Annotated in this window: 21 protein-coding genes; 11 read left to right on the plus strand and 10 right to left on the minus strand. The window is 60.7% G+C overall.

All coding sequences use genetic code 11. The annotated features are described in order from the left end of the window. Positions 1-45 precede the first annotated feature (45 nt). The 7 genes from ACP7C6_RS15855 to ACP7C6_RS15885 all read right to left on the minus strand — a co-directional run bounded on the left by ACP7C6_RS15855 (position 46) and on the right by ACP7C6_RS15885 (position 8,777). Positions 46-1,194 (minus strand): iron-containing alcohol dehydrogenase, encoded by a 1,149-nt coding sequence (locus ACP7C6_RS15855; protein WP_426108972.1) that lies wholly within the window; start codon positions 1,192-1,194, stop codon positions 46-48. Between the two features lie 217 nt (positions 1,195-1,411). Further along, positions 1,412-2,236: an ABC transporter permease gene (locus tag ACP7C6_RS15860; protein ID WP_028618151.1), complete on the minus strand. Its 825-nt coding sequence runs from the start codon at positions 2,234-2,236 to the stop codon at positions 1,412-1,414. Between the two features lie 12 nt (positions 2,237-2,248). Beyond that, positions 2,249-3,496, minus strand: coding sequence for an ABC transporter permease (locus ACP7C6_RS15865; RefSeq protein ID WP_122686799.1), 1,248 nt, complete (start codon positions 3,494-3,496; stop codon positions 2,249-2,251). Positions 3,497-3,712: 216 nt separating this feature from the next. Then, complete coding sequence (locus ACP7C6_RS15870) at positions 3,713-4,753, minus strand: ABC transporter substrate-binding protein (RefSeq protein ID WP_028618153.1); 1,041 nt, start codon at positions 4,751-4,753, stop codon at positions 3,713-3,715. Between the two features lie 43 nt (positions 4,754-4,796). Beyond that, a complete protein-coding gene (locus tag ACP7C6_RS15875; protein WP_028618154.1) occupies positions 4,797-5,909 on the minus strand; it encodes an ABC transporter ATP-binding protein in 1,113 nt (370 codons plus the stop codon). A gap of 225 nt (positions 5,910-6,134) precedes the next feature. Then, positions 6,135-6,764, minus strand: a complete 630-nt coding sequence (locus tag ACP7C6_RS15880) for a response regulator (RefSeq protein WP_015886166.1) — start codon at positions 6,762-6,764, stop codon at positions 6,135-6,137. A gap of 18 nt (positions 6,765-6,782) precedes the next feature. After that, entirely contained in the window at positions 6,783-8,777 is a 1,995-nt protein-coding gene (locus ACP7C6_RS15885) for a PAS domain-containing sensor histidine kinase (RefSeq protein WP_068933424.1), read from the minus strand. A 77-nt stretch (positions 8,778-8,854) separates the two neighbouring features. Here ACP7C6_RS15885 and ACP7C6_RS15890 point away from each other — a divergent pair, with 77 nt between their 5' ends. Next, positions 8,855-9,829: an alpha/beta hydrolase family protein gene (locus ACP7C6_RS15890; RefSeq protein ID WP_426108973.1), complete on the plus strand. Its 975-nt coding sequence runs from the start codon at positions 8,855-8,857 to the stop codon at positions 9,827-9,829. A 54-nt stretch (positions 9,830-9,883) separates the two neighbouring features. Here ACP7C6_RS15890 and ACP7C6_RS15895 read toward each other — a convergent pair whose 3' ends face one another. Genes ACP7C6_RS15895 through ACP7C6_RS15905 form a run of 3 tightly spaced genes read right to left on the minus strand, consistent with a single transcriptional unit; the run spans position 9,884 to position 12,349 of the window. Then, the gene (locus ACP7C6_RS15895) at positions 9,884-10,651 is read right to left on the minus strand and encodes a TerB family tellurite resistance protein (protein WP_028618157.1); all 768 of its coding nucleotides are present in this window, start codon (positions 10,649-10,651) and stop codon (positions 9,884-9,886) included. A 1-nt stretch (position 10,652) separates the two neighbouring features. Continuing rightward, positions 10,653-11,327: an N-acetylmuramate alpha-1-phosphate uridylyltransferase MurU gene (gene murU, locus ACP7C6_RS15900; RefSeq protein ID WP_122686805.1), complete on the minus strand. Its 675-nt coding sequence runs from the start codon at positions 11,325-11,327 to the stop codon at positions 10,653-10,655. After that, complete coding sequence (locus tag ACP7C6_RS15905; protein ID WP_126569568.1) at positions 11,324-12,349, minus strand: aminoglycoside phosphotransferase family protein; 1,026 nt, start codon at positions 12,347-12,349, stop codon at positions 11,324-11,326. The genes murU and ACP7C6_RS15905 overlap by 4 nt, the downstream gene beginning before the upstream one ends. Before the next feature lie 130 nt (positions 12,350-12,479). Here ACP7C6_RS15905 and ACP7C6_RS15910 point away from each other — a divergent pair, with 130 nt between their 5' ends. The 10 genes from ACP7C6_RS15910 (at position 12,480) to ACP7C6_RS15955 (ending at position 25,223) form a co-directional block, all read left to right on the plus strand. Continuing rightward, entirely contained in the window at positions 12,480-15,293 is a 2,814-nt protein-coding gene (locus ACP7C6_RS15910; RefSeq protein ID WP_028618160.1) for an LPS-assembly protein LptD, read from the plus strand. After that, positions 15,268-16,605, plus strand: a complete 1,338-nt coding sequence (locus ACP7C6_RS15915; protein WP_016977878.1) for a peptidylprolyl isomerase — start codon at positions 15,268-15,270, stop codon at positions 16,603-16,605. The genes ACP7C6_RS15910 and ACP7C6_RS15915 overlap by 26 nt, the downstream gene beginning before the upstream one ends. Beyond that, positions 16,602-17,591: a 4-hydroxythreonine-4-phosphate dehydrogenase PdxA gene (gene pdxA / locus ACP7C6_RS15920; protein ID WP_028618162.1), complete on the plus strand. Its 990-nt coding sequence runs from the start codon at positions 16,602-16,604 to the stop codon at positions 17,589-17,591. Before ACP7C6_RS15915 ends, pdxA begins: the two co-directional genes overlap by 4 nt. Then, positions 17,588-18,400, plus strand: coding sequence for a 16S rRNA (adenine(1518)-N(6)/adenine(1519)-N(6))-dimethyltransferase RsmA (rsmA, locus tag ACP7C6_RS15925; protein ID WP_016977876.1), 813 nt, complete (start codon positions 17,588-17,590; stop codon positions 18,398-18,400). The genes pdxA and rsmA overlap by 4 nt, the downstream gene beginning before the upstream one ends. Before the next feature lie 97 nt (positions 18,401-18,497). Then, a complete protein-coding gene (apaG, locus tag ACP7C6_RS15930; RefSeq protein ID WP_068936224.1) occupies positions 18,498-18,878 on the plus strand; it encodes a Co2+/Mg2+ efflux protein ApaG in 381 nt (126 codons plus the stop codon). Then, positions 18,878-19,729 carry a symmetrical bis(5'-nucleosyl)-tetraphosphatase gene (locus ACP7C6_RS15935; RefSeq protein WP_028618164.1) on the plus strand — a complete coding sequence of 284 codons (852 nt, stop codon included), beginning with the start codon at positions 18,878-18,880 and terminating at the stop codon, positions 19,727-19,729. Before apaG ends, ACP7C6_RS15935 begins: the two co-directional genes overlap by 1 nt. 9 nt (positions 19,730-19,738) lie before the next feature. After that, complete coding sequence (glpE, locus tag ACP7C6_RS15940; RefSeq protein WP_426108974.1) at positions 19,739-20,068, plus strand: thiosulfate sulfurtransferase GlpE; 330 nt, start codon at positions 19,739-19,741, stop codon at positions 20,066-20,068. Positions 20,069-20,353: 285 nt separating this feature from the next. Beyond that, positions 20,354-22,276: a PrkA family serine protein kinase gene (locus ACP7C6_RS15945; RefSeq protein ID WP_016977873.1), complete on the plus strand. Its 1,923-nt coding sequence runs from the start codon at positions 20,354-20,356 to the stop codon at positions 22,274-22,276. Between the two features lie 113 nt (positions 22,277-22,389). After that, a complete protein-coding gene (locus ACP7C6_RS15950) occupies positions 22,390-23,661 on the plus strand; it encodes a YeaH/YhbH family protein (RefSeq protein WP_426108975.1) in 1,272 nt (423 codons plus the stop codon). Then, positions 23,658-25,223, plus strand: a complete 1,566-nt coding sequence (locus tag ACP7C6_RS15955; protein ID WP_426108976.1) for a SpoVR family protein — start codon at positions 23,658-23,660, stop codon at positions 25,221-25,223. Before ACP7C6_RS15950 ends, ACP7C6_RS15955 begins: the two co-directional genes overlap by 4 nt. Positions 25,224-25,252 lie beyond the last annotated feature (29 nt).

Below are 25,252 nucleotides of genomic sequence, written 5' to 3' on the forward strand. Positions count from 1 at the left end.
GTATACCTCATGCTTTGCCGCGCGCACCGTGACCTAACTCAACGGTTAGTAAGCGGCCCGGTAGATTTTCTCGATATCGGCCGCGCTGAGCTTGCGTGGATTGTTGCGCATCAAGCGCTCAATACCCGCCGCTTCTACCGCCATGGCTGGGATCGCGTCCTCGGGCACCCCAAAACTGCGCAACCCCGCCGGGATCTCTACTGCGGCACACAGTCGCGTCATCGCCTCGACGGACTGGTCGGCGGCATCGTTGACGCTCAAGCCGGTGACATTCACGCCCATCGCCTGAGCGATGTCCTGCATGCGCTCGACACAGGCCAGCTTGTTCCAGTGCATCACGTAGGGCAGCAACAACGCATTGCTCACGCCGTGGGCGATATTGAAGCGCCCACCCAGCGGATACGCCAACGCATGCACCGCCCCCACCCCGGCATTGCCGAACGCCATGCCGGCCATCAGGCTGGCAGTGGCCATGTCGTCGCGGGCCTGCAGGTTGGCCGGGTTGGCGTAGGCCTTGGGCAATGCACTGGCGATCAGCTTGATGGCGCCGATGGCCAAGGCGTCGGTGATCGGCGAGGCGTTCAGCGACAAGTAGGACTCGATGGCGTGCACCAGCGCATCGACACCACTGGCGGCGGTAACACTGCGCGGGCAGGTCAGGGTCATCTGCGGGCTGATCAGCGCCACATCCGGCAGCAGGTAATCGCTGACGATGCCTTTTTTCAGCTGCGCGACCTTGTCGGAGAGGATCGCCACATTGGTCACCTCCGAACCGGTGCCGGCGGTGGTGGGGATAGCGATCAGCGGCGGGCCCTTGCGTGGCACCTGGTCGACGCCGAACAAGTCGGCCAGCGCGCCGTGGTAGCCGGCATACGCCGCAACACTTTTGGCAATGTCGATGGCGCTGCCGCCACCCACGCCAATCAGGCCGTCGTGCCCGCCCTCGCGGTAAACGCGCATGCAGTCTTCGACAATGGCGATTTCCGGGTCGGGTAACACCCGGTCGAAAATCTCGTAGGTGCGCTCGCCCAGATGTTCGAGTGCCAGCGCCACGGTGCCGGACTTGACCAGCGCGGCGTCGGTGACAATCAGCGGGTTGTCCACATCCAGACGGTTGAGCTCAGCCGCGAGTTGTTCGATGGCGCCAGCGCCGGTCAGCAGTTTGTGGGCGATCTTGAATGAGGAAGTACTCATGTGCGCGGCCTCTTATTAAGTGATGGGCTGGCACAAGAGTAGCTGAGTCAAAGAGGTTGTCTGCCATTCAGCGGCTGAATGGCCATCTTATGAATGAACACAAACCCGTGTGGGAGCGGGCTTGCTCGCGAATGAGGTTTGTCAGTGAATACACCTTTTAACTGATCCACCGCTTTCGCGAGCAAGCCCGCTCCCACATTTTGATCGCCAACGGGCTCTAAACCTGGGCGGTACGCAGTTTCTCGCTACGGCCACGCAGCCATTCCAGGGTCAGCAACAGCAGCACCGAGAACGCAATCAGCAGGGTTGCCGCCGCCGCAATCGTCGGGCTGAGGTTTTCGCGGATGCCGCTGAACATCTGGCGTGGCAGGGTCGCTTGCTCGGGGCCGGCGAGGAACAGCGTTACTACCACTTCATCAAACGAAGTGGAGAAAGCAAACAGCGCCCCGGAAATCACCCCCGGCGCGATCAACGGCAAGGTCACCCGGCGGAATGCAGTCAATGGCGAGGCGCCGAGACTGGCCGCCGCCCGCACCAGATTATGGTTGAACCCCTGCAACGTCGCCGAGACGGTGATGATCACAAACGGCACACCCAGCACCGCATGCACCACGATCAGCGAGAAGAAACTGTTGCCCAGGCCCAACGGCGCAAAGAACAGGTAGCTGGCCACGCCGATGATCACCACCGGCACCACCATGGGTGAAATCACCAGCGCCATGACCAACGCCTTGCCGGGGAAGTTGCCGCGGGTCAGGCCGATCGCCGCCAAGGTGCCGAATACCATCGCCAGCACCGTGGCAGCAGGGGCAACGATGATGCTGTTCTTCAGCGCCCGCATCCACTCGGCGGAGGCGAAGAAGTCCTGATACCAATGCAGCGAAAAGCCTTGCAGCGGGTACACCAGGAAACTGCCGCTATTGAACGACAGCGGGATGATCACCAGCACCGGCAGAATCAAAAACAACAGGATCAAGCCGCAGAGGATCCGCAAGCTGTAGAACCACACCCGCTCAACGGGCGACATATAAGGGCTCAGCATCACAAGGTCTCCTCAGCTCAGGCGCAAGCGGCTGGCGCCTACCAGGCGGTTATAGATCAGGTACAGCAACACGGTGGCCAGCAGCAACAGGCCGCCCAGTGCCGTGGCCATGCCCCAGTTGATGCTGGTGTTGGTGTAGAACGCCACGAAGTAGCTGACCATCTGGTCGTTCGGACTGCCCAGCAGCGCCGGGGTGATGTAGTAACCAATCGCCAAGATGAACACCAGCAGGCAACCGGCGCCGACACCGGCGTAGGTCTGCGGGAAGTACACGCGCCAGAAGCTGGTGAATGGGTGGCAGCCCAGGGAAATCGCCGCGCGCATGTAGGTGGGCGAAATGCCCTTCATCACGCTGTAGATCGGCAGGATCATGAACGGCAGCAAGATGTGCACCATGGAGATGTAGACGCCGGTCCGATTGAACACCAGCTCCAGCGGCTTATCGATCAGACCCATGCCCAACAGTGCACTGTTGATCAGGCCACCGGACTGCAGCAACACGATCCACGCGGCGACTCGCACCAGGATCGAGGTCCAGAACGGCAGCAACACCAAGATCATCAGCAGGTTGCTTTTGCGTGCCGGCAGATTGGCCAGTAGGTAGGCCAGCGGATAGGCCAACAGCAGGCAGACCGCAGTGATCACCAGGCCCATCCAGAAGGTCCGGGCGAAAATATCCAGATAGATCGCCTGGTCCGGCGTGGCCGGCGCCACTTCACCGAGGTCATCGATGCGGTGATCGACCGCCGCCAGCAGGTAGAACGGCGTCAGGCTGCTGGTATTGCGCCGGATCGCCTGCCAGTACGCCGGGTCCCCCCAACGTTCATCGAGGCTTTCCAGCGCTTCTTTATAGGAGGCAGGCGCTTCGCTGAAGGGCAGCGCCCGCGCAGTTTTGGTCAGCAGGCTGCGGTAGCCGGCCAGTTCCATGTTCAAGCGTTTGGACAGATCGCCCAAGGTCTGATTTTGACGGGCCTCGCCCAAGTCCTCACTGAGGGCCCGGTACACCGGCTCGCCCGGCAAACCCCGGCCATCCCATGCCGTCACCGCCACCACCGTACGCGGCAAACCGCCCACCACTTCGGGGTTGCCGACGCTTTTGAACAGCAGCGCAACAATCGGCACCAGGAACACCAGCAGCAAGAACAGCACCAGCGGCGCGATCAAGGCTTGGGCCTTCCAGCGATTGAGCCGCTCGGCACGCGCCAGGCGCTGCTTGAGGGTGGGGCTGTTGACCTCGTTCGAGGGAACGGCGATGGCCATGGCTGACTCCGAAAATCTAAAAATGACGACAAACCTGTGTCTGGGCTCTGACTCTGTGGTGAGCGGGCTTGCCCCGCGCTGGGCTGCGAAGCAGCCCCTTTTGACCAGCACCGCGTTCTGTCAGACAAAACACAGCGCCTGGTTTGGGACTGCTTCGCAGCCCAGCGCGGGGCAAGCCCGCTCACCACAAAAGCCCATCAAACACAGCAGGTGGTGTTATTTGGCCGCCCACGAGTTGAAGCGCTGCTCCAACTGCTCACCGTTATCCGCCCAGAAGCTCACGTCGATCTGCACCTGGTTGGCGATGTTTTCCGGGGTAGTCGGCATGTCTTTGAGGATGTCCTTGGCCAGCAACGGCACGGCTTGGGTGTTGGCCGGGCCGTAGGCGATGTTTTCCGAGTAGGTCTTCTGCTGCTGTGGTTGCACCGAGAAGGCGATGAATTTCTTCGCCGCTTCAGCACGGTCTTTCGCCAAGCCTTTAGGAATCGCCCACGCGTCGAAGTCGTAGATCCCGCCGTTCCACACCACTTTCAGGTTGCTTTCTTTCTGCACGGCGGCGATGCGGCCGTTGTAGGCCGAACTCATCACCACGTCGCCCGAAGCCAGGTATTGCGGCGGCTGTGCACCCGCTTCCCACCACTGGATCGATGGCTTGAGCTCGTCGAGTTTCTTGAACGCGCGGTCCTGGCCATCTTTGCCGGCCAGCACTTTGTAAACGTCCTTCGGCGCAACGCCGTCGGCCATCAGTGCGAATTCCAGGGTGTACTTGGCGCCTTTACGCAGGCCGCGCTTGCCCGGAAATTTCTTGGTGTCCCAGAAATCCGCCCAACTGGTCGGCGCGCTGGCCAACTTGTCGGCGTTGTAGGCGAGCACGGTGGACCATACGAAGAAGCCCACGCCGCATGGCTGGATCGCGCCCTTCACGTAGTCGGCGCTGTTGCCGAACAGTTTCGGGTCCAGTGGCTCGAACATGTCTTCATCGCAGCCACGGGACAGCTCCGGCGATTCCACTTCTACCAGGTCCCAGGACACGCTCTTGGTGTCGACCATGGCTTTGACCTTGGCCATTTCACCGTTGTACTCACCGGCGACGATCTTGCCGTTGCCCGCGCTTTCCCATGGTGCGTAGAAGGCTTTGACCTGGGCCGCCTTGTTCGCGCCGCCAAAGGACACGACCGTCAGGTCCGGGCCTGCCATGGCCTGTGTCGCGCCCATCAAGCCCAAAGCCAGGGCGGAATACTTCAGGGATCTCAACATTGTTGTTCTCTCCACGTGCAGGGTTGGTGAAGCCAGGGGGCGATCAATTCGCCTCTAGAAGTGGGTCGAGTGCGCGAACGTGCTCGACTTGCCAGCCAATCGGTACCACGTCGCCAACCGCCAGGGCTGGGTCCAGCTCGGCAATCGGTTGTTTCACAAAAAAATCGGCCTTGCCGCAGACTTCCAGGCGCACACGCACGTGGTCGCCCAGGTAGATGAATTCGGCCACGCGCCCGGAGAAGCGGTTGACGCAAGATTCGCTGGAACCATTGAGGCTGACGCGCTCCGGGCGTACCGACAGGGTCACCGGGCCGCCGACCTGGCCGACATTCACCGCCAGCGCCTCGACCTTCTCACCGCGCGCCAGCTCCACCACGCAGCGCTCGCCGGTATGGCTGTGCAAGCGGCCATTGAGCCGGTTGTTCTCGCCGATGAAGTTGGCGACGAAGGTGTTCTTCGGTTCTTCGTAGAGGGTTCGCGGCGCGGCGATCTGCTGGATTTCACCCTGATGGAACACCGCCACGCGGTCAGACATGGTCAGCGCCTCGCCCTGGTCGTGGGTCACATACACCACGGTCACGCCGAGGCGCTGGTGCAGGTGCTTGATCTCCATCTGCATGTGTTCACGCAGTTGCTTGTCGAGGGCGCCGAGGGGTTCGTCCATCAGCACCAGCTGTGGTTCGAACACCAGCGCGCGGGCCAATGCCACGCGCTGTTGCTGGCCGCCAGAGAGTTGCGCCGGGTAGCGCTGGGCGAAAGCATCGAGCTGGACCATGCTCAGCACCCGTTTGACCCGCTCGCTGATATCGGTCTTGCTCAAGCCCCGCACCGACAGCGGGAACGCCAGGTTCTCGGCCACGGTCATGTGCGGAAACAGCGCATAGTTCTGAAACACCATGCCGATGTCGCGTTTATGCGGCGGCACGTTGTTGATGGAGCGCCCGGCCAGCTGGATTTCGCCGGCCGTCGGCGTTTCAAAGCCGGCGAGCATCATCAGGCTGGTGGTCTTGCCCGAACCGGAAGGCCCGAGCAGGGTGAGGAACTCGCCCTTGCGAATCTCCAGGTTGAGGTCTTTGACGATCAGGTTCTCGCCGTCGTAGCTCTTCTGCACGCCACGAAAGCTGACCAGCACATCATTTGAATCCACCTCGCTCATACCCGCACCTTTTTGTTTTGGACTGCTGTGAGACAAGCGTAGTCCAGCCGCAAGGCCCCGGAAATCGGGGGCCAGGAGAGAATTGCATCAGCCGGATGGAAGGTTTGGGGTAGGGATTGCCCTACACGGATGGCGCGCACGGGACGGTGCAGCGACAAGTGGCGAGCTGCAAGCGGCAAGAATGGGCTCGGCGGGGTTTTCGCGGTGTCGTTATCAGGTATGTGGTTAGAGCAGCTTGTGTTCCATGGCGTACTTCACCAACTCCGCCAGGGACGTGATATTGAGCTTTTGCATCAGTCGCGCCTTGTGGGTGCTGATGGTCTTGCTGCTCAGCGCCAGTTGCTGGGCGATGTCGTTGACGTTGGCGCCCTGGGCCAGGCGCTCGAACACCGAGAACTCGCGCTCGGACAGTAATGAATGCAGCGGTCGCGTATCGGTGAGGCCGACTTCGAAGACCATCCGGTCGGCCAGGTCCGGGTCGATGTAACGCCCGCCGGCCGCCACCTTGCGAATCGCCGTGAGCAACAGCGCCGGGTCGCTGTCCTTGGTGGCGTAACCGGCGGCGCCGACCTTCAAGGCGCGGGCAGCCATTTGCGCTTCGTCGTGCATCGACAGCACCAGGATTGCCGGCGGATTGTTCAGCGCACGGATCCGCGCAATCGCTTCCAGGCCGTTGACGCCGGGCATCGAGATGTCCAGCAAAACCACCTCGCAGGGCACGTGGCGCAGGGTCTCCAGCAATTGCTCGCCATTGCTGGCCTCCCCCACCACCAGCAGGTCCTTGGCCAGGCCAATCAATTGCTTGATGCCCTCACGAACGATGGTGTGGTCTTCGGCTACCAGTACGCGGATCACAGGGACTTCCTCTTGGTGTTATGCATCCAATGGCACCGTGACACTCAGGGTGGTGCCCTCCCCCAATTCGCTGTCCAGCCTCAATTGCCCACCCATGATCAGCACGCGCTCGCGCATGCCTACCAGGCCAAACGACACCGGGCGGCCCTGCGCCTGGACGAAGCCGACGCCATCATCGCTGATGGTCAGGCGCAAATCCGTGCCCTCCAGAGAAAGGGTCAATTCGACAGTATGCGCCTGGGCATGGCGCATCACATTGGTCAGCGCCTCCTGCAGGATGCGGAATAAGCCAATGGCCTTGGCATCGCTGAGAGCCGGCAGGTTATCCGGAACCTGCACCAAGCAGGGAATTTGCGTGCGCGCTTCGAAGCGCCGCGCCTGCCATTCGATGGCTGAAGCGATACCCGCATCCAGAATCGGCGGGCGCAGTGCCGTCGCCACGTCCCGCACCAACTGGAACAGCTGGGCGATCAAGCGCTTCATGCTGTTCAAGCGCTCGTGCAAACCGGGGTCGAGTTGCGCATAGGCCAGCTCGCACATAGAGGTTTCGAGCTTGAGCACGGTGAGCATTTGCCCGAGCTCGTCGTGCACTTCGCGGGCGATACGGGCTTTTTCTTCTTCGCGTACGGTTTCCAGGTGGGCGGACAGTTCGCGCAGTTGCGCTTCGCTTTGCAGCAACGCGGCCAACGTCCGCCTCAGTTCGCTGACATCGTTGAGGTAGACCACCAGGTATTCAGCTTCGGCAAAGCGCAGGAAACTCAAGGACACATTGGTTGGCAGGATGCTGCCATCGGCTCGCCGACAATCGGTAGCGAAGTTCTGCGGCCCTTCTTCACTGGCCCGTGCACGTTTCCAGAGGTTGAGCCAACGGTCCATGTCCAGGCTCGGATCAAGGTCGGCGAGCGGCCGCTCGATCAGCGCACCGGGGCCGTAGCCGAGCATGCTTTCGGCCGCGTGATTGGCGTAGCGCACATGACTGTCCCAGTTGACCCAGAGGATGCCGACGGTGCTCTGGTCGATGGAAAACTGTGTCAGCCTTAGGGCCTCGGCACCGGCGGCGCGGGCGGCGCTTTCTTCCCGTGCGGCCAACAAGCCGTGTTCCAGCACCCGTTGCTGGCGGCGTTGCCAAAACACCACGGCCAGGCTGGCGAGCAGCAACAGGCCCAGCAACAGACTGAGGTTTTGCCAGAGGCCCGGGGACTCGGTAAGGCGCGGGTATTTGGGTTGCAGCCAGCGGTTGTGCAGTTGGTCCAAGTCGCGAGCGGGGATGGCGCGCAAGGCGCTTTGCATGATGCCGGCCAGTTCCGGCCATTCTCGCCGCGTGGCCACCCGCAGCAATTGCGGCAGGCCGATGTCGCCCACCACTGCCAGCCCGGCAAACTCCGCCTCGCCGGACAAGCGGCTCAACTGCGCTTCATCCACCACCGCATAACGCGCTTGCTGGCTCACCAACAATTGCAGGGCCTGGCGCTCCATCGGCACGCCCTGCAGGTTGAGGCCGGGATAAGTGCTGCGCAGGTAATCAGCCACGGCGCTGGGCATGCGCACAGCGACGCGGGATTGTTCATCGAGTTTTTCCAGCTCCACGGCACCGCCGCCATCGCGGATGCCGACGATGTGTTGCGGCACGCGCATGTAGGGGTCGGTGAACAACCACAGGCGCAGACCGGACGGGGTTTGTTGCAGGCCTGGGGCAATGTCCACCTCGCCCTCGCGCACGGCGGCTTCCAGTTGCTCCTGATTGGGAAAATTGCGCCAGGTCAGCTCGATATTCAGCGCCTTGGCCAGCCACTGCATCAACTCGACATTCGCCCCGGACAGCCGCTGCAAACGCCGATCGTATTGCGCGTAGGGTGCTTGCAACACCAGTCCGACCCGCAGCTCAGGGTGCTGAGCCAGCCATTCGCGTTGCTGCGCATTGAGCTGTGCCTGGGGCGCGACGGGCGCAGGGGCGGCATTTGCCATCAAGCCAAGGCACAAACAGCCGATAACCAGCAGACAGCGAAAACCCATGATCCACGTCTCACATCACTGACAAATACTGACCAACCCATTAGGCTGCTGGAATCACTTCTGGCCGGGAATTTACGATGCCCTTTTTTCACCGTTCAGCATTGCCAGCATTGTGCCTGTCGCTGCTTTTTACCAGCGCCTTTTCCGTACAGGCTGCTGACCCACCCGCACCTGCCGCCGATAAACCCGTCGAGCGCCAGCCTTTACCCGAGCGCAGCCAGGCAGAAGCCAGCGCCCTCGAACGCAAGATCCCACAACAAGAACAGCAGCAATTGCAGGCCGGCAGCGATTCCTTCCTCGCCCTGTGGAAACCCGCCAACAGCGCCGAGCCCGAAGGCGTGGTGATTATCGTACCCGGCGCTGGCGAAAATGCTGACTGGCCGCAAGCAATCAGCCCGTTGCGGCACAAATTGCCGGACGCCAACTGGGGCAGTCTCAGCCTGTCGTTACCGGATGTTAGCGTGGATACGCTGCCACCGCGTGTGATGGAAGCGCCCAAGGCGACTGTCGACACCAGCAGCAAGGAAGCGAGCACCGCCGACAAACCGATCGAGCAAGCCGCCAGCGCCGAAGCCGAAGGCACCGACCCGGCGGTGGTGCCGGGTGCCGATGAGCAGGACAAGACCGACGCTTCGCGCATCTTCGCCCGCATAGATGCCGCCGTGGCGTTCGCCCAAACACAAAGCGCGCGCAGCGTTGTGCTGCTCGGCCATGGCACCGGTGCCTGGTGGGCCGCACGGTATTTGAGCGAGAAACAACCGTCCCAGGTGCAGAAGTTCGTCATGGTCGCGGCGCAGACGCCCACCGGACGGCATCCGGATGTACAACAACTGGCCCCCGGCCTGAAGTTGCCGACCGCCGATGTCTTCTATCAGGACACCGACCCATCACGCAAAAACGCCCAGGCCCGCGCCCAGGCGGCCAAACGTTTGAAAAATGACGGTTACAAGCAGGTGTCCTTGAAAGCGTTGCCCGGCAACAGCGCTGCCGAGCAGGAGCAGTTGTATCGCAGGATTCGCGGCTGGTTGAGCCCACAGGCGAACGCCGACTGAGGGAACACCGCAGGTCCCCTGTGGGAGCGGGTTATCAACGTGAAGGAGTGAAAGCTAACGAAAATCCCGGCGCTCGCGAATCAACGTATAGGCATTGTGCAGTTCGCGAGTGCGCTCGGTAGCCTCACGCACTTGCGCGGGGCTCGCGCCGGTGCCGGCGATCTTGTCCGGGTGATGGCGGCTGAGCAGGCGGCGATAGGCTCGCTTGATCACCGATGGCTCGGTAGTGGCAGTCACCCCCAACAGGCGCAGCGCGTCCTGATAGGTAGCACCGCGACTGACCAGCGGCTTGCGCTCCGGTGTGTAGTCGGCCGCCAGTGCCTGCAACTGTTGCGGCGTCCAACCAAGCCACTTGCCCCACAGGTCGATCAGGTCACGCTCGGCGTCATCCGCCTTTCCGTCCGCCCAAACCATGCGCCAACAGGCGCGCAATACGCCTTCCGCCGCATGGGGTTGAGCCTTGAGCACGCGCAGATAGCTGCGCACACGGTCGGAGCCGGACTTGCCGCGATTGAACGCCGCAATCGCGCGGCGCTGGGCCGAGTCGGTCATGTCGAGCGAGCGCATCTCCTGACGCGCCTGCTGGATATGCCCATCCACTACCCGGCCATTGCTCTTGGCCAAACGCCCCAGCAACACAAATAACAACTCGTCATTGCGCAACGCCGGTCGCCCGCCCAGGCGCTCGCGCAGCTGCGCCCAACTGTGCAATTGCAGGCGACGGTCCAGCGCCTGCCCCAACAGCGCACCCAACATGGCCCCGGGAATACTGGCAATGGCAAAGCCAGCCCCGGCGCCGATCAGCGTCCCTGGCCACAGCATGTTACTGCCCCGCTGTCAGCAGGGTTTCGACCTGCGCCAAGCGCTCCAGCGTGCCGACATCAATCCAGCGTCCCTCCATGTGCTCCCCCGTTACCAGACCTTTGGCCATCGCTGCCCGCAGCAGCGGCGCAAGCTTGAAGGCACCCGCGCTGCAACCCGCGAACAGCTTGGGGTCGAGCACTGAAATGCCACTGAAGGTCAGGTTATCGGCACCGGCCGCTGCATCATGAAGCAAACCTTGATCCAGGTAGAAATCACCGCCCGAAGGATGATGGGGCGGGTTGTCGACCATCACCAAATGGGCCAGGCCCTTGAGCGGCTGCTTGAGCTGGGTGAAGTCGTAGTCGGTCCAGATATCGCCATTGACTACCAGGAAAGGTTCATCCCCCAGCAACGGCAACGCCTGGAAAATCCCACCGCCGGTTTCCAGCGGCTCGCCTTCGGGGGAATAACGGATGCGCAAACCAAACTGCGCGCCATCCCCCAGGTAACTTTCGATCTGCTGGCCGAGCCACGCATGGTTGATCACGATATCGGTGAAGCCAGCCTTGGCCAGCGCCTCCAGGTGATACTCGATCAGGCGCTTGCCGCCGGCCTGCACCAGTGGCTTGGGCGTGTGCAAGGTCAGCGGGCGCATCCGCTCGCCTTTGCCGGCGGCCAGGATCATCGCCTTCATACGCTTGCCCCGGCGGATTGGCGCAGGCTGGCGAGCAACTCACCCAGCTCACTCAACTCCGGACGGTCCGCCAAGACCTCTTCTATATAAGCAAAGAAGCGTGGCACGTCGGCCAGGTAGCGTGGCTTGCCATCGCGATGGCATATGCGCGCGAAGATACCGATGACCTTGAGGTGACGCTGCACGCCCATCAGGTCGCTGGCACGCAGGAACTCTTCGAAATCCGCCTGCACCGGGATATTCAGTTGCCCCGCACGCGCCCAATAGTCGCGCTGCCATTCCCGCACACGGGCCTTGGGCCAGCTGAGGAAGGCATCCTTGAACAGGCAGGTGATGTCATAGGTGACCGGCCCGTAGACCGCATCCTGGAAATCCAGCACCCCAGGGTTGGGCTCGCTGATCATCAAGTTGCGCGGCATATAGTCGCGATGCACCAACACTTTCGGCTGCGCCAGGGCGCTGTCGATCAGGTGATCACTGACACGCTGCCACAGCGCTTGCTGCTGCGTATCCAGTTCGATACCCAGGTGACGGCGCACGTACCACTCTGGAAACAATTCCAGCTCGCGGCGCAGCAAGGCAAGGTCATAGCTGGGCAACGGTGCATCCATTGGCAATTGCTGGAAGGCCAGCAAGGCGTCGATGGCATCGGCGAACAATTGATCGGCGTTTTTGTCGTCAATCACGTCCAGATAGGTTTTTCTGCCCAGGTCATTGAGCAAAAGAAAGCCGCGCGGCAAATCTTCTGCGTAAATTTTTGGAACATTTATTCCTGACTTTGCCAGCAAATGTGCGATATCGACGAAAGGTTTGCAGTTTTCCTGGGGGGGTGGAGCGTCCATTACCACGAAGGTCCGGCCACCGCCTTCCCAACGGAAGTAGCGCCTGAAACTCGCGTCGCTGCTGGCCGCGGTCAATGTAGCCGGGGGTACGGCACCCCAGCCTTGAGCGTTGAAAAGGATCGGTAACTGCTCATCCAGCCAGACTTCCAGCTGTTGTAAACGTAGATCTTGCTCGGGCATTACAAGGGTCTCCGACGGCGCTAGCCGTCAAGCGGGGCATGCTTTATTATCACGCATCTTTTTCAGACCATCGAGAGGCGTGCGGCCCAAACCGCGGGCAGATGGCACGCAGGAAGCCCGGACTAATAAGATGGCATTGAAATCCCCCGCGTTTCGTAGAAAATTTCCGTTGCTGGTAACCGGCAGTCTGCTGGCCTTGCAACCCTTCGCCACCTCATTCGTGGTCGCCGCGGAACAGTATGACTGCTCAGTCTCTGCTTCGGGTGCCTGGGATTGCGCGCCGAAAACCGCCGCAGCCCCGCTACCACCGCGCCCGGTGCATGATGGCGCTGCCATCAGCTCCGCCAACAGCACGGCTCAGACCGATGCTGGCGGCAACGCCGAGGCCGAGCCCAAGACCGCACTGGTCACCGAATCCAAGGGCCGTGGCCTGCGCTCGCGCAGCGCCGATTACAGCCACCTGGACTGGGTACCACGCGAGAAGCTGACCGCAGCGCAGCTGGCCGAAACCGGCCCGTACTGCGGCGGTGCGTACATCGAGCCGACTCGTCCTGGCATGAACGACAAGACGAACAAGAGCGATGCGCCCACCTTCATCGGTGCCAAGGCTTCGCGTTACGAGCAGGAACAACAAGTCGCGACCCTGGCCGGTGACGTCGTCATGCGCCAGGGCAGCATGCAGTTGGAATCTGAAGAAGCCAGCCTGTACCAGGCCGAGAACCGTGGCGAGCTGAACGGCAAGGTCCGTCTGCGCGACAACGGTGCACTGATCGTGGGCGACCATGCCGAAGTGCAACTCGATACCGGCGCGGCCCAGATCGACAACGCCGAATATGTGCTGCACAAATCGCGCATCCGCGGTAACGCGCTGTACGCCAAGCGTGCCGAAAACGCGATCATCCGTCTCAAGGACGGTACGTACACCACCTGCGAGCCAGACAGCAACGCCTGGCAGCTCAGGGGCAACAACATCACGTTGAACCCGGCCACCGGTTTCGGTACCGCCACCAACGCGACGTTGCGGGTCAAGAACATCCCGATCCTCTATACCCCTTACATCTATTTCCCGATCGACGACCGTCGTCAATCCGGCTTCCTGCCGCCAAGCTTCAGCACCGGCAGCGAAACCGGCTTCACCCTGGTGACGCCGTACTACTTCAACCTGGCGCCCAACTACGACGCCACGTTGTACCCGCAATACATGACCAAGCGCGGTTTGTTGATGGAAGGCGAATTCCGCTACCTCACCAAGTCCAGCGAAGGCCAGTTCGGCGGCGCGTACCTGAACGACGACAACGACGAGCGCAAAAAACAGACCGACTACGAAAAAACCCGCTATATGCTCAATTGGCAGCATAAGGGCGGGCTGGATTCGCGTGTAGCGACCCAGGTGGATTACACCCGCATCAGTGATCCTTACTACTTCCAGGATCTGAAGTCGTTCCAGGAAGGTGTTGAAAGCCGTGATGCCCTCAATCAACAGGGTTCCGTGACCTACCGGGGCGACTCTTACCAGGCGCGCCTGAACCTCCAGGCTTACCAGCTAGCGACGATCTCACAGATCACGCCGTATGACCGGTTGCCGCAAATCACCTTCAATGGTGCGCTGCCGTATCACCCGGGTGGGCTGAACTTTACCTATGAGACTGAAGCTGTTCGCTTTGAACGCAGCCTTGAAAATGGCACGTTCACCGATCAGGACGGATTTGTGTCGCCTCGCCTGGACACCTACGTCCGCGGCCTGACCCGTGCAAACGGTACACGCCTGAACGTGGCACCAGCCGTCGCCTATCCGATGAACTGGACCTACGGTTTTATCACGCCGAAGCTCAAGTACGTTTACACCAAGTACGATCTTGATTTGGATAGCACCGGCAAGAACCAGATCATTGCGAGTCAAAATGCGGCAGCCGCAGCCGGCACTCAATATGCCGGTGGCACCTTCAAAAGCTCGCAAGACCGCGCGGTGCCAATCGCCAGCGTCGACAGCGGCCTCTATTTCGACCGCAACACCAACTGGTTCGGCAAAGACTATCGCCAGACCCTTGAGCCGCGTGCGTTCTACCTGTATGTGCCGAACAAGGACCAGAGCGACATCCCGGTCTTTGATACCAGCGAATACTCGTTCAGCTATGCGTCGCTGTTCCGCGATAACCGCTTCAGCGGCACCGACCGGATCGGCGACGAGAATAAACTTTCCCTGGGCGTGACCAGCCGCTGGATCGAAGAAAACGGCTTTGAACGTCAGCGTGTGTCCGTTGGCCAGGCGGTTTACTTCAAGGATCGTGAGGTTCAACTGCCGGGTATCCTGGCGGCTGACCGTGCCGATGCACAGTCCGACGTTTCGCCGGTTGCACTGGACTACGAGTTCCGCTTCAACCGTGACTGGCGCGCCACTGCCGACTACAACTGGGACACCGAGGAACACAGTCCTCGTTCCGGCAGCGCGATGCTTCACTACCAGCCGGAAGACAACCCGAACAAAATCATCAACGTTGGTTATCGCTATCGTAATGACCAGGTCGTCTACAACCAACTGACCGGCAAATGGCAGTTTGGTGGCGACTACGGCACACCGGGCGCAGATAACTATGTGAAGGATTACTACAAAATCCAACAACACGACTTCTCGATGATGTGGCCGATCATTCCCCAGTGGAACCTGATCACCCGCTGGCAGTATGACTACGCTCGCAACCGTACCCTGGAAGCCTTCGGTGGTTTCGAGTACGACAACTGCTGCTGGAAACTGCGCGTCATCAACCGTTACTGGGTTTCCAACGACGAATACAGCCAGATCGCCCCGCTTAACGAAAAGGGTGACCACGGGCTCTTCTTCCAGATCGTCCTCAAAGGACTCGGCGGCCTGACCGGCGCCAAGGTAGAGAGCTTCCTCGACAAAGGCATTGAAGGTTATCGTGAACGTGAAGACCAAGCTTTCTGATTGTCTGCGCCCGCTAGTGCTGGGCGCACTGTTCCTGGGTACCGCATCGGCGCACGCTGCGGTTCAAGAACTGGATAAGGTAGTGGCCATCGTCGATAACGACGTGATCATGCAGAGCCAACTGGACCAGCGCGTCAAGGAAGTCCAGCAAACCATCGCCAAGCGTGGCGGTGGCGTGCCACCGACCAGCGTCCTGGACCAGCAGGTACTCGAGCGTTTGATCGTCGAGAACCTGCAACTGCAGATCGGCGATCGTTCCGGCATCCGTATTTCGGACGAAGAACTGAACCAGGCCGTGGGCACTATCGCCCAGCGCAACAACATGAGCATCGACCAGTTCCGTGCAGCCTTGGCACACGACGGTTTGTCCTATGAGGACGCCCGTGACCAGATCCGCCGTGAAATGATCATCAGCCGTGTACGCCAGCGCCGTGTGGCCGAGCGGGTTCAGGTCTCCGAGCAGGAAGTGAAGAACTTCCTGGCGTCGGACCTGGGCAAGATGCAGCTTTCCGAGGAACTGCACCTGGCCAACATCCTGATCCCGACACCGGACAGCGCCAACTCCGAGCAGCTCAATGCAGCCGCCGCCAAGACCCAGGCTATCTATGATCGCTTGAAGGCGGGTGCCGACTTCGCCCAAATGGCGATCGCCCAGTCCGGCAGCGACAACGCACTAGAAGGCGGCGACATGGGCTGGCGTAAAGCGGCTCAATTGCCTCCTCCGTTCGACCGCGAGCTGAGCGCAATGGAAGTGGGTGGCATCACCCAACCTGCGCGCACACCGGGAGGCTTCATCATCCTGAAGCTCTTGGAAAAACGCGGCGGCGAAACATCGCTCAAGGATGAGGTGCACGTTCGCCACATCCTGGTCAAACCTAGCGAAATCCGCACCGAAGCCCAAACCAAGGAACTGGCCCAGAAGATCTATGACCGCATCCAGAGCGGTGAAGACTTCGCTACCCTGGCCAAGAGCTTCTCGGAAGACCCGGGTTCTGCCCTCAATGGCGGCGACCTGAACTGGATCGATCCGAAAGCGCTGGTGCCGGAGTTCCAACAGGTGATGGCCGATACCCCGCAGGGTGTATTGTCCAAGCCGTTCAAGACCCAATATGGCTGGCATGTGCTGGAAGTCCTTGGCCGTCGCGCCACCGACAACACCAACCAAGCCCGCGAGCAACAAGCGCTGAACGTACTGCGTAACCGCAAATACGATGAAGAGCTGCAAACCTGGCTGCGTCAGATCCGCGACGAAGCCTATGTTGAGAACAAGCTGCCAGGCGCCCAGACAGGCACCGACCAGGCAGCTCAGTGAAACCCCAGCGTTTCGCGGTGACACCCGGCGAGCCGGCCGGCATTGGTCCTGACCTGTGCCTGCTGCTCGCCTCGCAACCCCAGCCACACCCCCTGATTGCCATTACCAGCCGCGACCTGCTCCTTGAGCGGGCCGCGCAGCTGGGTGTGGCCGTCATTCTGTTGGACGTGGCGCCCGGCAATTGGCCGGACCTGCCTGCCCCGGCAGGAAGCCTGTATGTGTGGGACACCCCGCTGCAGGCCAACGTGGTTGCCGGGCAACTGAACAAAGCCAACGCAGCGTTCGTGCTGGAAACCCTGACTCGCGCCGGGCAAGGCTGCATCGACGGCGACTTCGCCGGCATGATCACCGCGCCCGTACACAAAGGCGTGATCAATGAATCCGGTATCGCCTTTTCCGGCCACACCGAGTTCCTCGCCGAGCTGACCCACACCGAACAAGTCGTCATGATGCTGGCCACGCGCGGCCTACGGGTCGCCTTGGTGACCACGCACCTGCCGCTGCGCGAGATTGCCGATGCCATCACCGTCGAGCGGGTGGAACGCGTCACGCGCATCCTGCACGCCGACCTGCAACAGAAATTCGGCATCGCCCAACCGCGCATCCTGGTCTGCGGGCTCAACCCCCACGCCGGCGAAGGCGGCCACTTGGGCCATGAAGAAATCGACATCATCGAACCCACCCTGGAGCGTCTGCGCCAAGAAGGCATGGACCTGCGCGGCCCACTGCCTGCGGACACTCTGTTTACCCCCAAATATCTGGAGCACTGCGACGCAGTGCTGGCGATGTACCACGACCAGGGGCTGCCGGTGCTTAAATACAAAGGCTTCGGCGCCGCAGTCAACGTGACACTGGGCTTGCCGATCATCCGCACCTCCGTCGACCATGGCACTGCCCTGGACCTGGCGGGCAGCGGCAAGATCGATACCGGCAGCCTGCACGTGGCCCTGGAAACCGCCTATCAGATGGCCGAGACCCGTATATGACCGAGCATTACCAACACCGGGCGCGCAAGCGCTTCGGGCAAAACTTCCTGCACGACGCTGGCGTGATCGACCGCATCCTGCGCTCCATCCATGCCAAACCTGAAGACCGTCTGCTGGAAATCGGTCCGGGCCAGGGCGCGCTGACCCAAGGCCTGCTGGCCAGCGGCGGCCAACTGGACGTGGTGGAACTGGACAAGGACCTGATCCCGATCCTCAACCAGCAGTTCGCCGGCAAGCCCAACTTCAACCTGCATCAGGGTGATGCGCTGAAGTTCGACTTCAACACCCTCAATGCCGCGCCCAACAGCCTGCGTGTGGTGGGTAACCTGCCGTACAACATCTCCACGCCGCTGATTTTCCACCTGCTGAACAACGCCGGCATCATCCGCGACATGCACTTCATGCTGCAAAAGGAAGTAGTTGAACGTCTGGCCGCGGGTCCTGGCGGTGGTGATTGGGGCCGTCTGTCGATCATGGTTCAGTACCATTGCCGCGTCGAGCACCTGTTCAACGTGGGCCCTGGCGCGTTCAACCCGCCGCCTAAGGTCGACTCGGCCATCGTGCGCCTGGTGCCCCACGCCGTGTTGCCACACCCGGCCAAGGACCACAAGTTGCTGGAGCGCGTGGTGCGCGAGGCCTTCAACCAACGCCGCAAGACCCTGCGCAACACGCTCAAGGCGCTGCTGAGCAATGCCGAGATCGAAGCTGCCGGCGTCGATGGCGGCCTGCGTCCCGAGCAACTGGACCTCGCCGCGTTCGTGCGCCTGGCCGACCAGTTGGCGATCCAGCCTGCGCCAGCCGCAGACTGACAGCGCCGGGCAAGGCCAGACACATGTCTGGCCTAGTGCCCTCCTCTTGGCCTAGACTGACCCGCATCTGCTGTCCTCCGCTTTTAAGGCCTCTTGCATGTCCGATCCTCGCTACCAGATCGACGTCAGCGTCGTCACCCGCTTCCTGGCGGACCAATCCCAACCTGAACACAACCGCTTTGCCTTTGCCTACACCATCACGGTGAAAAACAACGGACTGGTGCCGGCCAAGCTGCTGTCGCGCCACTGGGTGATCACCGACGGTGACGGTCAGGTCGAAGAAGTTCGCGGTGCCGGCGTGGTGGGTCAGCAACCATTGATCGACAGCGGCGCCAGCCATACCTATAGCAGCGGCACGGTGATGACCTCCAAAGTCGGCACCATGCAAGGCTCGTATCAGATGAAAGCCACCGACGGCAAGTTGTTCGACGCCATCATCGCGCCCTTCCGCCTTGCCGTGCCGGGAGCCCTGCACTGATGGCGACGTACGCGGTCGGCGACCTGCAGGGCTGCCTCGAACCGCTCAAATGCCTGCTTGAACGCGTAGCCTTCAACCCAACCCACGATCGCCTGTGGCTGGTCGGCGATCTGGTCAATCGCGGCCCGAAATCCCTGGAAACGCTGCGCTATTTGTATAGCCTGCGCGACGCTCTAGTCTGCGTATTGGGTAATCACGACCTTCATCTGCTGGCCGCCGGCAATAACATCGAGCGTCTGAAAAAGGGCGATACCCTTCGGGAAATCCTCGAAGCGCCGGATCGCACCGAGCTGCTCGACTGGCTGCGCCGGCAGAAAGTCATGCATTACGACGAAGGCCGCAACATGGCCTTGGTCCATGCTGGCATCCCGCCGCAGTGGACACTGAAGAAAGCCCTCAAGTGCGCCGCCGAAGTCGAAAGCGCCCTGGCCGATGACAACCTGTACACCGCCTACCTCGACGGCATGTACGGCAACGAACCAGTAAAGTGGAACAACGACCTCACCGGCGTCACGCGCCTGCGGGTCATCACCAACTACTTCACGCGCATGCGTTTCTGTACCGCCGAGGGCAAGCTCGACCTCAAGAGCAAGGAAGGCGCTGACACCGCGCTGCCGGGCTACAAGCCGTGGTTCGCTCACAAAGAACGCAAGACCCGTGACACCAAGATCATTTTTGGCCATTGGGCGGCCCTTGAGGGCAAGTGCGATGAACCCGGCGTGTTCGCCCTCGACACCGGTTGCGTGTGGGGCGGCGCCATGACCCTGATGAACATCGACACCGGCGAGCGTTATAGCTGCCAGTGCGAATCCCCTCTTCCCGTTACACTGCCGGCTACTGCCAAGCCATAGGAGCCCGCCATGAGCGAATTCAAACGTATCCCCCCTGAACAAGCCCAGGCCCTGCGCGAGCAAGGCGCCGTGGTTGTCGACATTCGTGACCAGCCGACTTATGCGGCCGCCCACATCACCGGCGCCCAGCACCTGGACAACGTCAACATCGCCGATTTCATCCGCGCCGCCGACCTCGACGCGCCGGTGATCGTGGCCTGTTATCACGGCAACTCCAGTCAGAGCGCAGCGGCCTATCTGATCAGCCAGGGTTTCTCCGACGTCTATAGCCTGGACGGCGGCTTTGAACTGTGGCGTACGACTTTTCCTGCGGAAATTTCTTCCGACAATTCGCAATAATTTTTTTCACACCCCGCTACCCCGCGTGACGCTTGGGCTCGCGCCGTTTCTGACGAACGGCGCAGCCAAACTAATTGCGCATCGCGCCTTGACCTCTCTGATTCCGAACTATCCTTAAGCGCAGGCCATCCGAATCAGGGGAGAGCCGGTACACCGGCGTGCGGGTCATCGGTAGCGTTTCAGGGTGTTCTGGGGGGAAAACGGCCATTGGCGTCTGCCAATGTCTGCCAGCATCGACTGATTGATCCGGCGTCGGCTCCACGTATCGAGCGAGGTGACGACGTCATGAGTATATTCAGCCACTTCCAACAACGCTTCGCATCCACACAGCAGGAAGAACTCACGCTGCAAGAGTATCTCGAGCTGTGCAAACAGGATCGCAGCACCTACGCGTCTGCCGCCGAACGCCTGCTGCTGGCAATTGGCGAGCCAGAGCTGATAGACACCTCGAACAATTCGCGCCTGTCGCGAATATTCTCCAACAAGGTGATCCGCCGCTATCCGGCCTTTGAAGACTTCCACGGCATGGAAGAATGCATCGACCAGATCGTTTCCTACTTCCGCCATGCTGCCCAAGGCTTGGAGGAGAAGAAACAGATCCTCTATCTGCTTGGCCCCGTCGGCGGTGGTAAATCGTCCTTGGCCGAAAAACTCAAACAACTGATCGAAAAAGTGCCCTTCTACGCCATCAAGGGCTCACCGGTCTTCGAGTCGCCCCTGGGCCTGTTCAACGCCACGGAAGATGGCGCGATCCTCGAAGAGGACTTCGGCATCCCGCGCCGCTACCTCAACACCATCATGTCGCCCTGGGCCACCAAGCGCCTGGCCGAGTTCGGCGGTGACATCAGCCAGTTCCGCGTGGTCAAGCTCTACCCATCGATCCTCAACCAGATCGGCGTGGCCAAGACCGAGCCGGGCGACGAGAACAACCAGGACATCTCGGCGCTGGTGGGCAAGGTCGATATCCGCAAGCTTGAAGAATTCCCACAGAACGACGCCGACGCCTACAGCTACTCAGGCGCACTGTGCCGGGCCAACCAGGGCCTGATGGAGTTCGTGGAGATGTTCAAGGCACCGATCAAGGTGCTGCACCCATTGCTCACCGCGACCCAGGAAGGCAACTACAACAGCACCGAAGGCCTGGGCGCGATTCCGTTCACCGGGATCCTGCTGGCGCACTCCAACGAATCGGAGTGGCACACCTTCCGCAACAACAAGAACAACGAAGCCTTCATCGACCGGATCTATATCGTCAAGGTGCCGTACTGCCTGCGGGTCAGCGATGAAATCAAGATCTACGACAAGCTCCTGTTCAACAGCTCCCTGGCCAAGGCGCACTGCGCACCCGACACCCTGAAGATGCTCGCCCAGTTCACGGTGCTGTCGCGCCTCAAGGAGCCGGAAAACTCGAACATCTACTCGAAGATGCGCGTGTACGACGGCGAAAACCTCAAGGATACCGATCCCAAGGCCAAGTCGATCCAGGAATACCGCGACACCGCCGGTGTGGATGAGGGCATGAACGGTCTGTCGACACGTTTTGCGTTCAAGATACTGTCCAAGGTCTTCAACTTCGACCCCCACGAAATTGCGGCCAACCCGGTGCACTTGCTCTACGTGCTGGAACAGCAGATCGAACAGGAGCAATTCCAGGCCGAAACCCGCGAACGCTACCTGCGTTTCCTCAAGGAATACCTGGCGCCGCGCTACATCGAGTTCATCGGCAAGGAAATCCAGACCGCGTACCTGGAGTCCTACAGCGAATACGGCCAGAACATCTTCGACCGCTACGTGCTGTACGCCGACTTCTGGATCCAGGACCAGGAGTACCGCGACCCGGAAACCGGCGAAATCCTCAACCGCGTGGCCCTCAACGAGGAACTGGAAAAGATCGAAAAACCCGCCGGCATCAGCAACCCGAAAGATTTCCGCAACGAAATCGTCAACTTCGTGCTGCGCGCCCGCGCCAACAACAATGGCAAGAACCCAACCTGGCTCAGCTACGAGAAGCTGCGGGTGGTCATCGAGAAAAAAATGTTCTCCAACACCGAGGACCTGCTGCCGGTCATCAGCTTCAACGCCAAGGCCAGCAAGGAGGATCAGCAAAAACACAACGACTTCGTCACACGCATGGTCGAGCGCGGCTACACCGACAAACAGGTACGACTGCTCTCCGAGTGGTATCTGCGGGTTCGCAAATCGCAGTAAGGCAGCGACAGGCGTGAACTGCCGGGCCACTGGCCTGGCAGCTGACCGCTTGTCTCTAAGCTTCCAGCTCGCGGCTTGAAGCTTGTAACGTGAAGCTGCCCGGAGGGCTCCCCATGAGCTATGTGATCGACCGACGCCTCAATGGCAAGAACAAGAGCACGGTAAACCGCCAGCGTTTCCTGCTGCGTTACCGTGACCACATCAAAAAGGCCGTCGAAGAGGCCGTCAGCCGCCGTTCCATCACGGACATGGAGCACGGCGAGCAAATTAGCATTCCTGGACGGGACATCGACGAACCGGTGCTGCACCACGGCCGGGGCGGCAAACAGACCGTCGTTCATCCTGGCAATAAGGAATTCACGACCGGCGAACATATCCAGCGCCCCCAAGGCGGTGGCGGCGGTAAAGGGCCGGGCAAGGCAGGCAATTCCGGCGAAGGCATGGATGAGTTCGTGTTCCAGATCACCCAGGAAGAATTCCTCGAATTCATGTTCGAAGACCTGGAACTGCCCAACCTGGTCAAACGCAACCTGACCGGCACCGACACCTTCAAAACCGTGCGCGCCGGGATCAGCAACGAGGGTAACCCGTCCCGCATCAACATCATCCGCACCCTGCGCTCGGCCCATGCGCGGCGCATCGCTCTGTCAGGCAGCAGCCGCGCCAAACTGAGGGACGCCAAGGAAGAGCTGGCGCGGTTGAAGCGTGAAGAGCCGGACAACTTCGGCGATATCCAGGAAATAGAGGCGGAAATCGAGAAACTAAGCGCACGTATTCACCGCGTGCCATTCCTCGACACCTTCGACTTGAAATACAACCTGCTGGTCAAACAACCCAACCCCAGCTCCAAGGCGGTGATGTTCTGCCTGATGGACGTGTCGGGCTCCATGACTCAAGCCACCAAGGACATCGCCAAGCGCTTCTTCATTCTGTTGTACCTGTTCCTGAAGCGGAACTACGACAAGATCGACGTCGTATTCATCCGCCACCACACCAGCGCCCGAGAAGTCGACGAAGAGGAATTCTTCTACTCGCGGGAAACCGGCGGCACCATCGTTTCCAGTGCATTGAAACTGATGCAGGAGATCATGGCCGAGCGCTACCCGGCCAATGAATGGAACATCTACGCCGCCCAGGCCTCGGACGGTGACAACTGGAACGACGACTCCCCAATCTGCCGTGACATCCTGATCAACCAGATCATGCCGTTCGTGCAGTACTACACTTACGTTGAAATCACCCCCCGTGAGCACCAGGCCCTGTGGTTCGAATACGAGCGCATCGGCGAAGCCTTTGCCGACACGTTCGCCCAGCAGCAACTGGTCTCGGCCGGCGATATCTACCCGGTCTTCCGTGAACTCTTCCAGCGCAGGTTAGTGACATGACCGCCAAAAAAGAGCAAAGACGCCAACCGATCTCCACGGGTTCCGAGTGGACCTTTGAACTGATCCAGGCCTATGACCGCGAAATCAGCCGCATTGCGGCGGGTTATGCCCTGGACACCTATCCCAACCAGATCGAGGTGATTACCGCCGAACAGATGATGGATGCCTACGCCTCGGTCGGCATGCCACTGGGTTATCACCATTGGTCCTACGGCAAACACTTCCTCAGCACCGAAAAGTCCTACAGCCGCGGTCAGATGGGCCTGGCCTACGAGATCGTGATCAACTCCGACCCTTGCATCGCCTACCTGATGGAAGAGAACACCATCTGCATGCAGGCGTTGGTGGTGGCGCATGCCTGCTATGGGCATAACAGTTTCTTCAAGGGCAACTACCTGTTCCGCACCTGGACCGACGCCAGTTCGATCATCGATTACCTGGTGTTCGCCAAGCAGTACATCATGCAATGCGAGGAGCGCCACGGCATCGATGCGGTGGAGGACCTGCTCGACTCCTGCCATGCGCTGATGAACTACGGCGTCGACCGCTACAAACGCCCGTATCCGATCTCCGCCGAGGAAGAACGCCTGCGCCAGAAGGAGCGTGAGGAGCACCTGCAGAAACAGATCAACGACCTGTGGCGCACCATTCCCAAGCGCGCCGGCAAGAATAGCGACAAGGACAATGCGCGCTTCCCCGCCGAACCGCAGGAGAACATCCTCTATTTCCTGGAAAAACACGCACCGCTGCTGGAACCCTGGCAGCGGGAAATCGTGCGTATCGTGCGCAAGATCGCCCAGTACTTTTATCCACAGCGCCAAACCCAGGTGATGAACGAAGGCTGGGCCACGTTCTGGCACTACACGTTGATGAATGACCTGTACGACGAAGGCCTGGTCACCGACGGCTTCATGATGGAGTTCCTCACCTCCCACACCAGCGTGGTGTTCCAACCCGGCTTCGACAGCCCTTACTACAATGGCATCAACCCCTATGCATTGGGCTTTGCCATGTACCGCGATATACGGCGCATGTGTGAACACCCCACCGAGGAGGACCGCCGCTGGTTCCCGGAAATCGCCGGGAGCGATTGGCTGTCCACCATAAAATTCGCCATGAGCAGCTTCAAGGACGAGAGTTTTATCCTGCAGTACCTGTCACCGCAGGTCATTCGAGACCTGAAACTGTTCAGTATTCTCGATGATGACCTCAAGGATGACCTGGTGGTGCCGGCCATCCACGATGAACCCGGCTATCGCACCATCCGCGAAACCCTGGCGGCCCAGTACAACCTGGGTAACCGCGAGCCCAACGTGCAGATCTACAGCATTGATGTACGCGGCGACCGCTCGCTGACCTTGCGTCACCAGCAGCACGACCGCAAACCCCTGGGCGAGTCCACCGAGGAAGTGCTCAAGCACCTGCACAGGCTTTGGGGCTTTGATATTCACCTAGAAACCCTGCAGGGCGACCAGGTGATGAAAACCCACCACGTGCCACCGCGCACCGATCACAACGATAACGACTACGGCCGCCTGGACCTGGCCGTCGTTAATCTCTGAAACAGCAAAGCCTCCATTGGCCAGGCACA

The sequence above is a fragment of the Pseudomonas sp. TWR1-1-4 genome (genome assembly GCF_049897165.1).
In the GTDB taxonomy this organism is placed as follows: Bacteria; Pseudomonadota; Gammaproteobacteria; order Pseudomonadales; family Pseudomonadaceae; genus Aquipseudomonas; species Aquipseudomonas canadensis.